Here is a 15,784-nt window from a genome sequence, read left to right as displayed (position 1 = left end):
ACTCCTCCCTTTTCCCTGTGCATAGTCTATGTAAGAAAAGGGAGGATTTTATTTGAAATGTAAGGAACTGTCACGAAATTAAAATGAAGTTCTTACATAAGCGAATCTTAAAAAATTTCATTTTGATTTTAAAACAGTTTAAAAAAATCCAAAATATTTTATTTGTGAAAGAGAGGTGCCGACTGTGAAAGTCAATAAAATTCGCATGCGGGAAACAGTGATTTCCTACGCTTTCCTAGCACCAGTATTATTCTTCTTTGTCATCTTTGTATTGGCTCCTATGATTATGGGATTCATTACAAGTTTCTTTAACTACTCAATGACTAAATTTGAGTTTGTAGGCTTGGACAACTATGTTCGCATGTTTAAAGACCCTGTCTTTATGAAGTCTTTGATCAATACTGTGATTCTGGTTATTGGATCTGTACCAGTTGTTGTTCTATTCTCACTCTTTGTAGCATCTCAGACCTATCATCAAAATGCCATTGCCAGATCTTTCTACCGTTTCGTCTTCTTCCTTCCTGTAGTTACAGGTAGTGTTGCCGTAACGGTTGTATGGAAATGGATCTATGACCCACTATCAGGGATTCTAAACTTTGTCCTTAAGTCAAGCCACATCATCAGTCAAAACATTTCTTGGTTGGGAGATAAAAACTGGGCTTTGATGGCGATTATGATTATCCTTTTGACAACTTCAGTTGGTCAACCGATTATCCTTTATATCGCGGCCATGGGGAATATTGACAATTCATTGGTTGAAGCAGCGCGTGTTGATGGTGCGACTGAATTGCAAGTGTTCTGGAAGATTAAATGGCCTAGCCTCCTTCCAACAACACTTTATATTGCAATCATCACAACAATCAACTCATTCCAGTGTTTTGCCTTGATTCAGTTGTTGACATCTGGTGGTCCAAACTATTCAACAAGTACACTTATGTACTACCTTTACGAAAAAGCCTTCCAATTGACAGAATACGGCTATGCAAATACCATCGGTGTCTTCTTGGCAGTCATGATCGCTATCGTAAGCTTTGTTCAATTTAAAGTACTTGGAAATGACGTAGAATACTAAAGAAAGGAGACAGCTATGCAATCTACACAAAAGAAACCTTTAACAGCCTTCACTGTTATTTCAACTATTATCTTGCTCTTGTTGACCGTGCTGTTCATCTTTCCATTCTACTGGATTTTGACAGGTGCCTTCAAATCACAGCCTGATACCATTATGATTCCGCCACAATGGTTCCCTAAAATGCCAACCATGGAAAACTTCCAACAACTTATGGTGCAAAACCCTGCTATTCAGTGGATGTGGAACTCTGTGTTTATTTCATTGGTAACCATGTTCTTAGTCTGTGCAACCTCTTCTTTAGCAGGTTATGTATTGGCTAAAAAACGTTTCTATGGTCAGCGTATTCTCTTTGCCATCTTTATCGCTGCCATGGCACTTCCAAAACAAGTTGTCCTTGTACCATTGGTACGTATCGTCAACTTCATGGGAATCCATGACACTCTTTGGGCAGTTATCTTGCCTTTGATTGGATGGCCATTTGGGGTTTTCCTCATGAAACAGTTCAGTGAGAATATCCCTACAGAGTTGCTTGAATCAGCTAAAATCGACGGTTGTGGTGAGATTCGTACTTTCTGGAGCGTAGCCTTCCCAATTGTGAAGCCAGGATTTGCAGCCCTTGCAATCTTTACCTTCATCAATACTTGGAATGACTACTTCATGCAGTTGGTTATGTTGACTTCACGTAATAACTTGACCATCTCACTTGGGGTTGCGACTATGCAGGCTGAAATGGCAACCAACTATGGTTTGATCATGGCGGGTGCAGCTCTTGCTGCTGTGCCAATCGTAACAGTCTTCCTTGTCTTCCAAAAATCCTTCACACAAGGTATTACTATGGGAGCTGTCAAAGGTTAAGAAAAGTAAACTAGTATATCAAGATTGCGGAAGTGGTCTTGACATGCTATGGAAATATAGAGTTATAAGTGTCTACAAAATGTTGGGTATTTGTCTACCATAGAGATTTTGTTAGACACTTATCAACTTAAGAATGATTTTAGTTAACTATCAGAAACGAAGGAAACAGTATGATTTTTGACGATTTGAAAAATATTACCTTTTACAAGGGGGTTCATCCTAATCTCGACAAGGCTATCGACTATCTCTATCAACATCGTAAAGATTCTTTCGAGTTAGGAAAGTATGAGATTGACGGGGACAAGGTCTTTCTAGTTGTTCAGGAAAATGTCCTCAATCAAGCTGAAAATGATCAATTTGAGCATCATCAGAACTATGCTGACTTGCATTTGCTGGTAGAAGGACATGAATATTCGAGCTACGGTTCACGAATCAAAGACGAGGCAGTAGCATTCGACGAAGCGAGTGACATTGGCTTTGTTCATTGTCATGAAGACTACCCACTCTTGTTGGGTTATCACAATTTTGCGATTTTCTTCCCAGGAGAACCACACCAGCCAAATGGCTATGCAGGTATGGAAGAGAAGGTTCGTAAATATCTCTTTAAAATTTTGATTGATTAAAAAATCAGGAGGAGCAAATATGGCACAAAAAGGAGTAAGCCTTATCAAGGCAGCATTTGATACAGACAACTTTCTCATGCGTTTTAGTGAAAAGGTCTTGGATATCGTCACAGCCAATCTTCTTTTTGTCGTTTCTTGTTTGCCCATCGTGACGATTGGAGTGGCTAAAATTAGCCTCTACGAGACCATGTTTGAGATTAAGAAGAGCAGACGAGTGCCTGTCTTTAAAATCTATCTAAGAGCTTTCAAGCAAAATCTGAAACTAGGTCTTCAGCTAGGTCTGCTTGAGTTGGGCATTGTTTTGTTGAGTCTTTTAGACCTCTATATCTTTTGGGGGCAGACAGCTATGCCTTTCCAAATGGTGAAAGCTATTTGTCTAGGGATTCTTATCTTCCTCACTATCGTGATGCTGGCTAGCTATCCAATCGCTGCGCGCTATGATTTAACTTGGAAAGAAGTGTTACAAAAAGGGCTGATCTTGGCAAGTTTTAACTTTCCTTGGTTCTTCCTCATGTTAGCCATTCTTATCCTCATTGTGATGGTTCTTTATCTGTCAGCCTTCAGTCTACTTTTAGGTGGTTCAGCCTTCCTGCTTTTTGGATTTGGGCTATTGGTCTTTATCCAGACTGGATTGATGGAGAAAATTTTTGCAAAATACGAATAGGATGGCTTGTTTCTGAAACTACTTTTAAGCTTTAAACGTTTCAAAATACATATCGAAACTAAAATCTAAGTGTACACAAGATATTGAAAGCGTTTTTCATAAGGTGTATACTAAAAACGTAAAGAATAAATCCTGCTTTTAGCAGAAAAAAAGAAATCTTAGGAGAAAATCTATGTCAGATTTAAAAAAATATGAAGGTGTCATTCCAGCCTTCTACGCATGTTATGATGAACAAGGAGAAGTAAGTCCAGAGCGTACGCGTGCCTTGGTTCAATACTTCATTGATAAAGGTGTTCAAGGTCTTTATGTCAATGGTTCTTCTGGTGAATGTATCTACCAAAGCGTTGAAGATCGCAAGTTAATTTTGGAAGAAGTCATGGCGGTAGCCAAAGGTAAACTGACCATTATTGCCCATGTTGCTTGCAATAATACTAAAGATAGTATGGAACTTGCTCGCCACGCAGAAAGCTTGGGTGTAGATGCGATTGCAACGATTCCACCGATTTACTTCCGCTTGCCAGAATACTCAGTTGCTAAATATTGGAATGATATCAGTTCTGCAGCTCCAAACACAGACTACGTGATTTACAACATTCCTCAATTAGCTGGTGTTGCTTTGACGCCAAGTCTTTATACTGAAATGTTGAAGAATCCACGTGTTATCGGTGTTAAGAACTCTTCTATGCCAGTTCAAGATATCCAAACCTTTGTGAGCCTTGGTGGGGAAGACCATATCGTCTTTAACGGTCCAGATGAGCAGTTCTTAGGTGGTCGTCTCATGGGAGCTAAAGCTGGTATCGGTGGTACTTATGGTGCTATGCCAGAACTATTCTTGAAACTCAATCAGTTGATTGCTGACAAAGACTTGGAAAAAGCGCGTGAATTGCAATACGCTATCAATGCAATCATTGGCAAATTGACTGCTGCACATGGAAATATGTATGGTGTGATTAAGGAAGTCTTGAAGATCAATGAAGGCTTGAATATTGGTTCTGTTCGTTCACCATTGACACCAGTGACTGAAGAAGATCGTCCAGTTGTAGAAGCAGCTGCAGCCTTGATTCGTGAAACCAAGGAGCGCTTCCTCTAATCCATAAGGAGGTATTTATGACACACTACGTTGCAATTGATATCGGTGGAACAAATATCAAATATGGTTTGATCGACCAAGAAGGCCAACTTGTTGAATCGCATGAAATGCCAACAGAGGCGCATAAGGGTGGACCTCATATCTTACAAAAAACCAAAGATATCGTAGCCAGCTATTTAGAAAAAGGCCCAGTAGCAGGTGTTGCCATTTCTTCTGCAGGAATGGTGGATCCAGACAAGGGTGAGATTTTCTATGCTGGTCCTCAGATTCCAAATTATGCAGGAACCAAGTTCAAGAAGGAAATCGAGACTAGCTTTACTATTCCTTGTGAAATTGAAAATGATGTCAACTGTGCAGGTCTTGCTGAAGCGGTATCTGGTTCAGGCAAGGGAGCGAGTGTCACCCTTTGCCTGACTATTGGAACCGGTATCGGTGGTTGCTTGATTATGGATGGGAAAGTCTTCCATGGTTTTAGTAATTCAGCCTGTGAAGTCGGTTATATGCATATGCAGGATGGAGCGTTCCAAGATTTGGCTTCTACCACAGCTTTAGTGAAATATGTAGCTGAAGCACATGGAGAAGATGTTGATCAGTGGAATGGTCGACGTATCTTTAAGGAAGCCACTGAAGGCAACAAAATCTGCATGGCTGGTATTGATCGGATGGTAGATTACCTAGGGAAAGGTCTGGCAAATATTTGCTACGTTGCCAATCCAGAAGTGGTTATTCTCGGTGGCGGTATCATGGGACAAGAGGCTATCCTCAAACCCAAGATTCGCACAGCCTTGAAAGATGCCTTGGTGCCAAGCCTAGCTGAAAAAACACGATTAGAATTTGCCCATCACCAAAATACAGCAGGCATGTTGGGAGCTTATTATCATTTCAAGACAAAACAATCCTAGTTTGGTTCAACCAAACTAGGATTTTCGGCTCTATAATATTTGTAGTGGGTAAATCCCCTATGGATATTATGGAACCTATTTTGTTGTAGAAAAAAAGTTCCATATGACCTATAATGAAAAGCGACTAAACAACTCATTAGAAAGATTCATATGGAACAATTACATTTTATCACAAAACTACTCGATATCAAAGACCCTAATATCCAAATTATAGATGTCATTAATAGAGATACACACAAGGAAATCATCGCTAAACTGGATTATGAGGCTCCATCTTGTCCTGATTGCGGAAGTCAAATGAAAAAATATGACTTTCAAAAACCGTCTAAGGTTCCTTACTTTGAAACTACTGGTATGCCTACTAGAATCCTCCTTAGAAAACGTCGATTCAAGTGCTATCATTGCTCTAAAATGATGGTCGCTGAGACTTCTCTCGTCAAGAAGAATCACCAAATCCCTCGTATCATCAACCAAAAGATTGCCCAGAAGCTAATTGAAAAGACTTCTATGACCGATATTGCTCATCAGCTGGCCATTTCAACTTCAACTGTTATTCGCAAGCTCAATGACTTTCACTTTAAGCATGATTTTTCTCGCCTTCCACAGATTATGTCCTGGGACGAGTATATCTTTACAAAGGGAAAGATGAGTTTCATTGCGCAAGATTTTGATAATCTTAATATCATCACTGTTCTTGAGGAACGAACACAAGCTGTCATCCGAAATCACTTTCTTCGATACGATAGAGCCGTTCGTTGTCAGGTGAAAATCATTACTATGGATATGTTTAGTCCCTACTATGACTTAGCTAGAAAACTTTTTCCGTGTGCTAAAATCGTTCTAGATCGTTTCCATATTGTACAACATCTAAGCTGTGCTATGAGTCGTGTGCGTGTCCAAATCATGAATCAGTTTGAACGAAAATCTCATGAATACAAGGCTATCAAACGCTACTGGAAACTCATCCAACAGGATAGTCGTAAACTTAGCGATAAACGTTTTTATCGTCCTACTTTTCGTATGCACTTGACCAATAAAGAGATTCTAGACAAGCTTTTGAACTATTCAGAAGACTTGAAACACCACTATCATCTCTACCAGCTCCTGCTTTTTCACTTTCAGGACAAGAAGCCTGACAAATTTTTCGGACTGATTGAGGACAATATAAAGCAGGTTCATCCTCTTTTTCAGACTGTCTTTAAAACATTCCTCAAAGATAAAGAGAAGATTGTCAATGCCCTTCAACTACCCTATTCAAACGCCAAATTAGAAGCGACCAATAATCTCATCAAACTTATCAAGCGCAATGCCTTTGGATTTCGAAACTTTGAAAACTTCAAAAAAAGGATTTTTATTGCTCTGAACATCAAAAAAGAAAGGGCAAATTTTGTCCTTTCTCGAGCTTAGCTTTTCTTCAACCCACTACAGTTGACAAAGAGCCGGATTTTCTTACACGTTTTTGTCTACGATAGCCATTGAGTTTTTTATTTTCCCAATAGCTGTTAAAAATTTTCTCCTTGCTTTCACGATTGATTTCCAAAAAATAGGCATAAATCAAATCGATAAAGAAGAGCATAGGAAGTTGAGCAGATATACGTTGAATGTAGGAAGGCTGACTGTGGCTAGCAACAAGAACGGTTTCTGTATAGGTCTGACTATCTTTATTGGGAACACTTGTAAAGAGTACAGTCTTTGCGCCCATCTCCTTAGCGTCTAATAAACTGTCTAAAATAGAAGGAGTTGAGCCAGAAAGTGAGAAACCGAGTACGAGACAATTTTCATCCATAATGCTGGTTGTCCAAGCAAAGCCGTCTTGATCAGTCAAGGCCTCGCATACCACACCCAGACGCATGAAGCGTAATTTCATTTCACGAGCGACGAGGCCAGAACTGCCAGTTCCGAAGAAGTAGACACGATCAGCACCTTCGATTAACTGGGCGATTCGTTCTAGTTGTTTTTCGTCAATCAAGTCCTGTGTTTGTTCTCGCATATTACTGTAGCTTCTAAGAACTCGTTTTGTCAGGGGGCTGTGGTCGGGATGTTGGCTAGCTTGATTATCTGCTTGGTGTTGGTATTGGAAAATAAATTCTCGATAACCTGTAAAACCACACTTTTTAGCAAAGCGGGTCAGAGCGGCTTGAGAGATATGTAATTTTTGAGTGACCTGCTGAGAAGATAAATCATCTGCAATGGTTTCAGATTGTAAAAAATAGCGAGCGATTTCTTGCTCTAGATCTGTTAACTCTTCAAAATGAAGATCAATAATGCTTGCGATATCTTGCGGGTTCATGATACTCCTTTATTTGAGTCTAGCTATTAATCGATAATTATTTTTTGTAGCTTTTGTAAATATTATATCATATAAAATAGTTATGTTTAAATAAAAAAACCATCAGAAACTAAATTAAAAAAGCTCACTTCTTTTCCATAATTTTCTTCTCAAATTGTGGTACAATGAAGAGTAAGATTTTAAATAGAAATGAGACTGACTTGTATGAGAAAATTTGATAGCCATTCGATTCCGATTCGGCTTAATTTATTGTTTTCAATTGTTATTTTGCTCTTTATGGCCATCATTGGTCGCCTGCTTTACATGCAGGTTTTGAACAAGGATTTTTATGAGACAAAATTAGCATCGGCTAGTAAAACAAAGGTGACAACTAGTTCAGCCCGTGGACAAATCTACGATGCAACAGGGAAACCTCTCGTCGAAAACACCATCAAGCAAGTTGTATCTTTTACAAGGAACAACAAAATGACGGCTGCAGATTTAAAAGAAACAGCCAAGAAGTTGCTGGCTTATGTGGGAGTTTCTTCTCCAATATTGACTGACCGACAGTTGGCGGACTATTATCTAGCAGATCAAGATGTCTATAAGAAAGCAGTGGAAAGTTTACCACGTGATAAGCGACTTGATTCTGATGGCAATCAATTATCTGAATCCGAGCTTTACAACAATACTGTTGAAAGTATCGATCCAAGTCAATTGGCCTACTCTGATGACGAAAAGAAAGAAATTTACCTCTTTAGCCAACTTAATGCAGTTGGAAATTTTGCGACAGGGACCATTGCGACAGACTCCTTGACAGATACTCAGATTGCCTTGATTGCTTCGGCTTCTAAGAATTTACCTGGTATCAGTATTTCAACTTCGTGGAATCGAAAGGTCCTAGAGACTTCACTTTCGTCTATAGTAGGAAGTGTATCCAGTGAAAAAGCCGGTCTTCCAGCTGAAGAAGCAGATGCTTATATCAAAAAGGGGTATTCTCTAAATGACCGTGTTGGAACCTCTTATCTAGAAAAACAATATGAAGAAACCTTGCAAGGAAAACGCTCGGTGAAAGAAATCCATCTAGACAAGTATGGCAATATGGAAAGTGTCGAAAATATCGAAGATGGTACCAAAGGGAATAATATTAAACTGACTATTGATTTGGCCTTCCAAGATAGCGTGGACAATCTGCTTAAGAGTTATTTCAATTCCGAACTGGGAAACGGAGGAGCCAAGTATTCAGAAGGTGTGTATGCAGTTGCTTTGAACCCAAAAACAGGTGCGGTTTTGTCTATGTCAGGACTCAAACATGACTTGAAAACGGGAGATTTAACACCTGATTCCTTGGGAACAGTAACCGATGTCTTTGTCCCGGGTTCTGTTGTTAAGGCGGCGACCATCAGCTCAGGTTGGGAAAATGGAGTCTTGTCAGGGAACCAGACCTTGACAGACCAACCGATTGTCTTCCAAGGTTCAGCTCCGATTAATTCTTGGTATACTCAAGCCTACGGTTCATTCCCGATTACAGCGGTGGAAGCCTTGGAGTATTCTTCTAATACCTATATGGTTCAAACCGCTTTGGGCATTATGGGTCAGACCTATCAACCCAATATGTTTGTTTTAACTAACAATTTAGAATCCGCTATGGGGAAACTTCGTTCGACATTTGCTGAATATGGTCTTGGAGCCTCAACAGGCATTGACCTTCCAGATGAGTCAACTGGTTTTATACCAAAAGAGTATAATTTCGCTAATTACATTACCAATGCATTTGGTCAGTTTGATAACTACACCCCAATGCAATTGGCCCAGTACGTTGGAACTATTGCCAACAACGGTGTTCGGATTGCCCCCCACATTGTCGAGGGGATTTATGGAAACAACGAACAAGGTGGCTTAGGGAACTTAATCCAATCTATTGAAACCAAGGAAATGAATAAAATTAATATTTCTGAGTCTGATGTTTCCATCCTCCAACAAGGCTTTTATCAAGTGTCACATGGTGGTAGTGCTTTGACAACCGGTCGTGCCTTTTCAAATGGCGCAGCGGTATCCATTAGTGGAAAAACAGGTACTGCTGAAAGTTATGTTGAGGGCGGTCAAAAAGCTAACAATACTAATGCTGTGGCCTATGCACCATCAGATAATCCTCAAATCGCTGTAGCTGTTGTCTTTCCTCATAACACCAACCTTACAAATGGTGTCGGACCTTCCATTGCGCGCGATATTATCAATCTCTATAACCAACACCATCCAATGAATTAGAAAGGAACATATGCTTTATCCAACACCTATTGCTAAGCTAATTGACAGTTATTCTAAGTTACCGGGTATCGGGATTAAGACGGCTACACGTCTTGCCTTCTATACTATTGGAATGTCTGATGACGATGTCAATGAATTTGCTAAAAATCTCCTTTCTGCTAAGAGAGAGCTGACCTACTGTTCCATCTGCGGTCGCCTGACTGATGACGATCCTTGCTCTATCTGTACCGATCCGACTCGTGATCAGACAACCATTTTAGTTCTCGAGGATAGTCGCGATGTGGCAGCCATGGAGAATATCCAAGAATACCATGGACTCTATCATGTCTTGCATGGACTCATTTCTCCCATGAATGGTATCAGTCCAGATGATATCAATCTCAAGAGCCTGATGACTCGTCTTATGGATAGTGAAGTTTCAGAAGTGATTGTGGCGACCAATGCTACAGCAGATGGTGAAGCGACATCCATGTATCTTTCACGCTTGCTCAAGCCAGCTGGTATCAAGGTTACGCGTCTAGCACGAGGTCTAGCTGTGGGAGCGGACATTGAGTATGCGGATGAAGTGACGCTCTTACGAGCCATTGAAAATCGAACAGAGTTGTAAGTCTAGACAAATCAACACTCAATTCATTTATACAAAAATCACGGAGACCGACAGTTGTTTTATCGGTCTCTTTTTAGATTTATTGAAGACCAGTATCAGGTTCAAGTTTCAAAAAAGAAGCAAATATGATATACTAAAGAATGAGTATTCTATTAGAATTGGAACAAATAATATGAAACAAACGATTATTCTTTTATACGGTGGGCGTAGTGCAGAGCGTGAAGTCTCTGTCCTTTCAGCTGAAAGTATCATGCGTGCGGTCAACTACGATCGTTTCACAGTCAAGACTTTCTTCATTAGCCAGTCTGGTGACTTTATCAAAACTCAGGAATTTAGCCAGACTCCTGGTCAAGAGAACCGTCTCATGACCAATGAAACTATTGATTGGGATAAGAAAGTTGCTCCAAGTGCTATCTATGAAGAAGGGGCAGTGGTCTTCCCAGTCCTCCACGGTCCGATGGGAGAAGATGGCTCAGTTCAAGGATTCTTGGAAGTTTTGAAAATGCCTTATGTTGGTTGTAACATCTTGTCATCTAGTCTTGCCATGGATAAAATCACGACCAAGCGTGTCTTAGAATCTGTCGGGATTGCCCAAGTTCCTTATGTGGCCATCGTTGAAGGCGATGATGTGACTGCTAAAATTGCCGAAGTTGAAGAAAAATTGTCTTATCCAGTTTTCACAAAACCATCAAACATGGGTTCTAGTGTCGGTATTTCTAAATCTGAAAACCAAGAGGAACTCCGTCAAGCTTTGAAACTTGCCTTCCAATATGACAGCCGTGTCTTGGTTGAGCAAGGGGTAAATGCCCGTGAAATCGAGGTTGGTCTCTTGGGCAACTACGATGTCAAAAGCACGCTTCCAGGGGAAGTAGTCAAGGATGTTGCCTTTTATGACTACGATGCCAAGTATATTGACAACAAGATTACTATGGACATCCCAGCCAAAATCAGTGATGATGTGGTATCTGTCATGCGTCAAAATGCAGAAACTGCCTTCCGTGCCATTGGTGGGCTCGGTCTATCTCGTTGCGATTTCTTCTATACAGATAAGGGAGAGATTTTCCTAAACGAGCTTAATACCATGCCAGGTTTTACCCAGTGGTCTATGTATCCACTACTTTGGGACAATATGGGAATCAACTATCCAGACTTAATCGAACGATTGGTTGGTCTTGCCAAGGAAAGTTTTGACAAGCGCGAAGCGCATTTGCTATAAAATGAAAGAGAGGGTAGAAGCCAGAACCATCACTACAAGGTGACTAGAGTTCTCGAGCTTCGACCCTTTTTAAAGGAGTAGAAATGAAATTAACAATCCATGAAGTGGCTCAAGTTGTAGGAGCTAAAAATGATATCAGCATTTTTGAGGATACCAAGTTAGAAAAGGCCGAGTTTGATAGTCGCTTAATTGCGGCAGGGGATTTATTTGTGCCCCTCAAGGGGGCGCGTGATGGTCATGACTTTATAGAAACAGCTTTTGAAAATGGCGCTGCTGTAACCCTGTCTGAGAAAGAAATTGCAAATCATCCCTATATTCTAGTAGATGATGTCTTGACTGCCTTTCAAACCCTCGCAGCTTACTATCTTGAAAAAACGGCAGTTGATGTCTTTGCGGTTACGGGTTCAAATGGTAAAACAACTACCAAGGATATGTTAGCTCACTTGCTATCAACAACCTACAAAACCTACAAAACACAAGGAAACTACAATAATGAGATTGGTCTTCCTTACACAGTTCTCCATATGCCTGAAGGAACAGAAAAGTTGGTCTTGGAGATGGGACAAGATCACTTGGGAGATATTCATCTCTTGTCAGAATTGGCTCATCCAAAAACAGCCATCGTGACCTTGGTTGGAGAAGCCCATTTGGCCTTTTTCAAAGACCGTTCTGAAATCGCTAAAGGAAAAATGCAAATTGCAGACGGTATGGATTCAGGTTCTTTGCTTTTGGCACCAGCTGACACTATTGTAGAGGACTACTTGCCAACTGATAAAAAGGTAGTTCGTTTTGGGCAAGGGGCAGAGTTGGAAATTACCGACTTGGTAGAACGTAAGGATAGTCTGACCTTTAAGGCTAATTTCTTGGAGCAAGGCCTTGATTTGCCAGTGACTGGTAAGTACAATGCTACTAATGCCATGATTGCGTCCTATGTTGCCCTGCAAGAAGGAGTTTCAGAGGAGCAAATTCGTCAGGCCTTCCAAAATCTTGAATTGACGCGTAACCGTACCGAGTGGAAGAAAGCAGCTAATGGAGCAGATATTCTGTCTGACGTATATAATGCCAATCCAACTGCTATGAAGCTGATTTTGGAGACATTCTCTGCCATTCCAGCCAATGAAGGTGGCAAGAAAATTGCAGTGTTGGCGGATATGAAGGAGCTTGGTGACCAGTCTATTCAGCTTCATAATCAGATGATTTTGAGCCTCTCGCCTGATGTGCTGAATACCGTTATTTTCTATGGAGAAGACATTGCTGAATTAGCTCAATTGGCCAGTCAAATGTTTCCAATCGGCCACGTTTACTACTTCAAGAAAACAGAAGATCAAGACCAATTTGAAGACCTAGTCAAGCAGGTCAAAGAAAGCCTTGGAGCTAATGACCAAATCCTGCTCAAAGGCTCCAATTCTATGAATTTAGCCAAGCTGGTAGAATGTTTAGAAACTGAAGACAAGTAATTTTGCTAAGTATCTGCAAAGAATGATTGCCCTTACAGATACTGGATTAACCTTTACAAAAGATCCTTTTGACCGTGAGCGCTACGAGGACTTGCGAAGTCTGTTATCTGAAATGTTGAATCAGGGATCAGACCTGGATGCAGAAGAAGTGGCAGAAGTCTTGAAACCAACTTCAGCTTATGCGACTCCCTTAATGGACGTCCGTGCTTGGATTGTTGAGGATGAGAAGATTTGTCTGGTTAGGGGACAAGGAGAGGATAGTTGGGCTTTGCCAGGTGGCTTTGGTGAAGTCGGCTATTCTCCAACTGAAAATATTCTCAAGGAAATTGAAGAAGAAACCGGTTTTAAAGCCAAAGTTGAAAGACTGCTAGCTGTTTTTGATACCAATCGTTTCCAACTACAGAGCAAATAATATGCAAAGTTTGTTTTTGAATGTAAGTTTCTCGATGGACAATTCCAAGAAAATCAAGAAATCGCTGCCCTTCAATTTTTTGCAATTGACCAACTGCCGAATTTATCTGAAAAACGCATTACCAAGGAGCAAATCGAGATTCTTTGGCAGGTTTATCAAGGTCAGAGGGAGCAATATCTTGATTAAGAAGATGATTATCGTATTTCTAAATCCATTTTTGACAAATAGCATGGTATAATAAAATGCAGGAAAATTTTGAATCATGAGGAAGACTAGATGAATTTATGGGATATTTTCTTTACGACCCAAGCAACAGAGCCACCCAAATTTGACCTTTTTTGGTATGTCAGTATATTTACACTCTTGGCTTTGACCTTTTATACAGCCTATCGTTATCGTGAAAAGAAGGCTTATCAACGATTTTTCCAAATCTTGCAGGCCGTTCAGTTGATCCTCCTTTATGGTTGGTACTGGGTCAATCATATGCCGTTGTCAGAAAGCCTACCTTTTTACCATTGCCGTATGGCTATGTTTGTGGTGCTTTTGCTTCCTGGTCAGTCTAAATATAGGCAGTATTTTGCATTACTAGGAACATTTGGGACATTAGCAGCCTTTGTTTATCCAGTGCCAGATGCCTATCCTTTTCCACATATTGCGATTTTATCCTTTATCTTTGGCCACTTAGCTCTCTTGGGGAACTCTCTAGTTTATCTATTGAGACAGTATAACGCGCGATTGCTGGATGTGAAGGGAATTTTTCTCATGACCTTTGCACTAAATGCCTTGATTTTTGTGGTCAATTTAGTAACAGGCGGAGATTACGGATTCTTGACAAAACCACCATTGGTTGGAGACCATGGCTTAGTAGCTAATTATTTAATCGTTTCCCTAGCCTTATCAGCAGCGATTACGTTAACAAAGAAAATCTTGGAACTATTTTTAGAACAAGAAGCAGAAAAAATGATTGCAAAGAAAGCTTAGAAATGAGCTTTCTTTTTTGGCTCTTTGTCAACTGTAGTGGGTTGAAGAAAAGCTAAGCTCGAGAAAGGACAAAATTTGCCCTTTCTTTTTTGATGTTCAGAGCAATAAAAATCCTTTTTTTGAAGTTTTCAAAGTTTCGAAATCCAAAGGCATTGCGCTTGATAAGTTTGATGAGATTATTGGTCGCTTCTAATTTGGCGTTTGAATAGGGTAGTTGAAGGGCATTGACAATCTTCTCTTTATCTTTGAGGAATGTTTTAAAGACAGTCTGAAAAAGAGGATGAACCTGCTGCAGATTGTCTTCAATGAGTCCGAAAAATTTGTCAGGCTTCTTGTCCTGAAAGTGAAACAGCAAGAGTTGATAGAGATGGTAGTGGTGTTTCAAGTCTTCTGAATAGTTCAAAAGCTTGTCTAGAATCTCTTTATTGGTCAAGTGCATGCGAAAAGTAGGACGATAAAAACGTTTATCGCTAAGTTTACGACTATCCTGTTGGATGAGTTTCCAGTAGCGTTTGATAGCCTTGTATTCATGAGATTTTCGTTCAAACTGATTCATGATTTGGACACGCACACGACTCATAGCACGGCTTAGATGTTGTACAATATGGAAACGATCTAGAACGATTTTAGCACACGGAAAAAGTTTTCTAGCTAAGTCATAGTAGGGACTAAACATATCCATAGTAATGATTTTCACCTGACAACGAACGGCTCTATCGTATCGAAGAAAGTGATTTCGGATGACAGCTTGTGTTCGTTCCTCAAGAACAGTGATGATATTAAGATTATCAAAATCTTGCGCAATGAAACTCATCTTTCCCTTTGTAAAGGTATACTCGTCCCAGGACATAATCTGTGGAAGGCGAGAAAAATCATGCTTAAAGTGAAAGTCATTGAGCTTGCGAATAACAGTTGAAGTTGAAATGGACAGCTGATGAGCAATATCGGTCAAAGAAGTCTTTTCAATCAGCTTTTGAGCAATTTTTTGATTAATGATACGAGGGATTTGATGATTCTTCTTGACGAGGGAGGTCTCGGAGACCGCTATTTTCGAGCACTTATAGCAGTTAAAACGGCGTTTTTTAAGGAGAATTCTAGTAGGCATACCAGTTGTTTCGAGGTAAGGGATCTTAGACGGTTTTTGAAAGTCATATTTCTTCATTTGACTTCCACACTCAGGGCAAGATGGGGCGTCGTAGTCCAGTTTAGCGATGATTTCCTTGTGTGTATCTCTATTAATGACATCTATAATTTGGATATTAGGGTCTTTGATATCGAGTAGTTTTGTGATAAAATGTAATTGTTCCATATGAATCTTTCTAATGAGTTGTTTAGTCGCTTTTCATTATAGGTCATATGGAACTTTTT

The 15,784-nt window shown here is 40.1% G+C and carries 14 protein-coding genes and 1 pseudogene; 13 read left to right on the top strand and 2 right to left on the bottom strand.

Annotation, left to right across the window (positions count from 1 at the left end):
• The first annotated feature begins 205 nt into the window (after positions 1 to 205).
• The 7 genes from ACLV7W_RS07650 to ACLV7W_RS07620 all read left to right on the top strand — a co-directional run bounded on the left by ACLV7W_RS07650 (position 206) and on the right by ACLV7W_RS07620 (position 6,613).
• Complete coding sequence (locus tag ACLV7W_RS07650) at positions 206 to 1,072, top strand: carbohydrate ABC transporter permease (protein WP_153198773.1); 867 nt, start codon at positions 206 to 208, stop codon at positions 1,070 to 1,072.
• Positions 1,073 to 1,087: 15 nt separating this feature from the next.
• On the top strand, positions 1,088 to 1,927 hold the full coding sequence (locus ACLV7W_RS07645; protein WP_411865734.1) for a carbohydrate ABC transporter permease: 840 nt from the start codon (positions 1,088 to 1,090) through the stop codon (positions 1,925 to 1,927).
• 170 nt (positions 1,928 to 2,097) lie between these two features.
• Positions 2,098 to 2,550, top strand: coding sequence for a YhcH/YjgK/YiaL family protein (locus ACLV7W_RS07640; protein WP_411865733.1), 453 nt, complete (start codon positions 2,098 to 2,100; stop codon positions 2,548 to 2,550).
• 19 nt (positions 2,551 to 2,569) lie between these two features.
• The gene (locus ACLV7W_RS07635) at positions 2,570 to 3,214 is read left to right on the top strand and encodes a YesL family protein (protein ID WP_411865732.1); all 645 of its coding nucleotides are present in this window, start codon (positions 2,570 to 2,572) and stop codon (positions 3,212 to 3,214) included.
• Between the two features lie 172 nt (positions 3,215 to 3,386).
• The gene (locus tag ACLV7W_RS07630; protein WP_411865731.1) at positions 3,387 to 4,304 is read left to right on the top strand and encodes a dihydrodipicolinate synthase family protein; all 918 of its coding nucleotides are present in this window, start codon (positions 3,387 to 3,389) and stop codon (positions 4,302 to 4,304) included.
• A 17-nt stretch (positions 4,305 to 4,321) separates the two neighbouring features.
• Positions 4,322 to 5,206: an ROK family protein gene (locus ACLV7W_RS07625; protein WP_261077877.1), complete on the top strand. Its 885-nt coding sequence runs from the start codon at positions 4,322 to 4,324 to the stop codon at positions 5,204 to 5,206.
• Between the two features lie 150 nt (positions 5,207 to 5,356).
• Positions 5,357 to 6,613 carry an ISL3 family transposase gene (locus ACLV7W_RS07620; RefSeq protein WP_411865730.1) on the top strand — a complete coding sequence of 419 codons (1,257 nt, stop codon included), beginning with the start codon at positions 5,357 to 5,359 and terminating at the stop codon, positions 6,611 to 6,613.
• Positions 6,614 to 6,620: 7 nt separating this feature from the next.
• Here ACLV7W_RS07620 and ACLV7W_RS07615 read toward each other — a convergent pair whose 3' ends face one another.
• Positions 6,621 to 7,496 carry a MurR/RpiR family transcriptional regulator gene (locus tag ACLV7W_RS07615; RefSeq protein ID WP_411865729.1) on the bottom strand — a complete coding sequence of 292 codons (876 nt, stop codon included), beginning with the start codon at positions 7,494 to 7,496 and terminating at the stop codon, positions 6,621 to 6,623.
• 189 nt (positions 7,497 to 7,685) lie between these two features.
• On the opposite strand from ACLV7W_RS07615, the gene pbp2b reads away from it, so the two are divergent.
• From pbp2b to ACLV7W_RS07585, 6 genes and pseudogenes are all read left to right on the top strand, one after another.
• Positions 7,686 to 9,743, top strand: a complete 2,058-nt coding sequence (pbp2b, locus tag ACLV7W_RS07610) for a penicillin-binding protein PBP2B (RefSeq protein ID WP_411865728.1) — start codon at positions 7,686 to 7,688, stop codon at positions 9,741 to 9,743.
• A gap of 10 nt (positions 9,744 to 9,753) precedes the next feature.
• Positions 9,754 to 10,350, top strand: a complete 597-nt coding sequence (gene recR, locus ACLV7W_RS07605) for a recombination mediator RecR (RefSeq protein WP_000966754.1) — start codon at positions 9,754 to 9,756, stop codon at positions 10,348 to 10,350.
• A gap of 172 nt (positions 10,351 to 10,522) precedes the next feature.
• A complete protein-coding gene (locus tag ACLV7W_RS07600) occupies positions 10,523 to 11,566 on the top strand; it encodes a D-alanine--D-alanine ligase (protein ID WP_411865727.1) in 1,044 nt (347 codons plus the stop codon).
• An 83-nt stretch (positions 11,567 to 11,649) separates the two neighbouring features.
• Entirely contained in the window at positions 11,650 to 13,023 is a 1,374-nt protein-coding gene (locus ACLV7W_RS07595; protein WP_411865726.1) for a UDP-N-acetylmuramoyl-tripeptide--D-alanyl-D-alanine ligase, read from the top strand.
• Positions 13,010 to 13,621, top strand: a pseudogene (locus ACLV7W_RS07590) (NUDIX hydrolase N-terminal domain-containing protein). Before ACLV7W_RS07595 ends, ACLV7W_RS07590 begins: the two are co-directional and overlap by 14 nt.
• A 90-nt stretch (positions 13,622 to 13,711) precedes the next feature.
• The gene (locus ACLV7W_RS07585; protein ID WP_042750717.1) at positions 13,712 to 14,416 is read left to right on the top strand and encodes a TIGR02206 family membrane protein; all 705 of its coding nucleotides are present in this window, start codon (positions 13,712 to 13,714) and stop codon (positions 14,414 to 14,416) included.
• A 52-nt stretch (positions 14,417 to 14,468) separates the two neighbouring features.
• Here the strand turns inward: ACLV7W_RS07585 and ACLV7W_RS07580 are convergent, their stop codons facing one another.
• Positions 14,469 to 15,725 (bottom strand): ISL3 family transposase, encoded by a 1,257-nt coding sequence (locus tag ACLV7W_RS07580; RefSeq protein WP_411865676.1) that lies wholly within the window; start codon positions 15,723 to 15,725, stop codon positions 14,469 to 14,471.
• Positions 15,726 to 15,784: the final 59 nt, after the last annotated feature.

The organism is Streptococcus mitis, assembly GCF_965111735.1.
GTDB classification, from domain to species: domain Bacteria; phylum Bacillota; class Bacilli; order Lactobacillales; family Streptococcaceae; genus Streptococcus; species Streptococcus mitis_DR.
This window is presented reverse-complemented; position numbering and strand designations above follow the sequence as displayed.

Bases quoted from the DNA above. Each gene is read 5' to 3' on its own strand.
- ACLV7W_RS07650 (WP_153198773.1), top strand. From the start codon at position 206: ATGCGGGAAACAGTGATTTCCTACGCTTTCCTAGCACCAGTATTATTC.
- ACLV7W_RS07645 (WP_411865734.1), top strand. From the start codon at position 1,088: ATGCAATCTACACAAAAGAAACCTTTAACAGCCTTCACTGTTATTTCA.
- ACLV7W_RS07640 (WP_411865733.1), top strand. From the start codon at position 2,098: ATGATTTTTGACGATTTGAAAAATATTACCTTTTACAAGGGGGTTCAT.
- ACLV7W_RS07635 (WP_411865732.1), top strand. From the start codon at position 2,570: ATGGCACAAAAAGGAGTAAGCCTTATCAAGGCAGCATTTGATACAGAC.
- ACLV7W_RS07630 (WP_411865731.1), top strand. From the start codon at position 3,387: ATGTCAGATTTAAAAAAATATGAAGGTGTCATTCCAGCCTTCTACGCA.
- ACLV7W_RS07625 (WP_261077877.1), top strand. From the start codon at position 4,322: ATGACACACTACGTTGCAATTGATATCGGTGGAACAAATATCAAATAT.
- ACLV7W_RS07620 (WP_411865730.1), top strand. From the start codon at position 5,357: ATGGAACAATTACATTTTATCACAAAACTACTCGATATCAAAGACCCT.
- ACLV7W_RS07615 (WP_411865729.1), bottom strand. From the start codon at position 7,496: ATGAACCCGCAAGATATCGCAAGCATTATTGATCTTCATTTTGAAGAG.
- pbp2b (WP_411865728.1), top strand. From the start codon at position 7,686: ATGAGACTGACTTGTATGAGAAAATTTGATAGCCATTCGATTCCGATT.
- recR (WP_000966754.1), top strand. From the start codon at position 9,754: ATGCTTTATCCAACACCTATTGCTAAGCTAATTGACAGTTATTCTAAG.
- ACLV7W_RS07600 (WP_411865727.1), top strand. From the start codon at position 10,523: ATGAAACAAACGATTATTCTTTTATACGGTGGGCGTAGTGCAGAGCGT.
- ACLV7W_RS07595 (WP_411865726.1), top strand. From the start codon at position 11,650: ATGAAATTAACAATCCATGAAGTGGCTCAAGTTGTAGGAGCTAAAAAT.
- ACLV7W_RS07585 (WP_042750717.1), top strand. From the start codon at position 13,712: ATGAATTTATGGGATATTTTCTTTACGACCCAAGCAACAGAGCCACCC.
- ACLV7W_RS07580 (WP_411865676.1), bottom strand. From the start codon at position 15,725: ATGGAACAATTACATTTTATCACAAAACTACTCGATATCAAAGACCCT.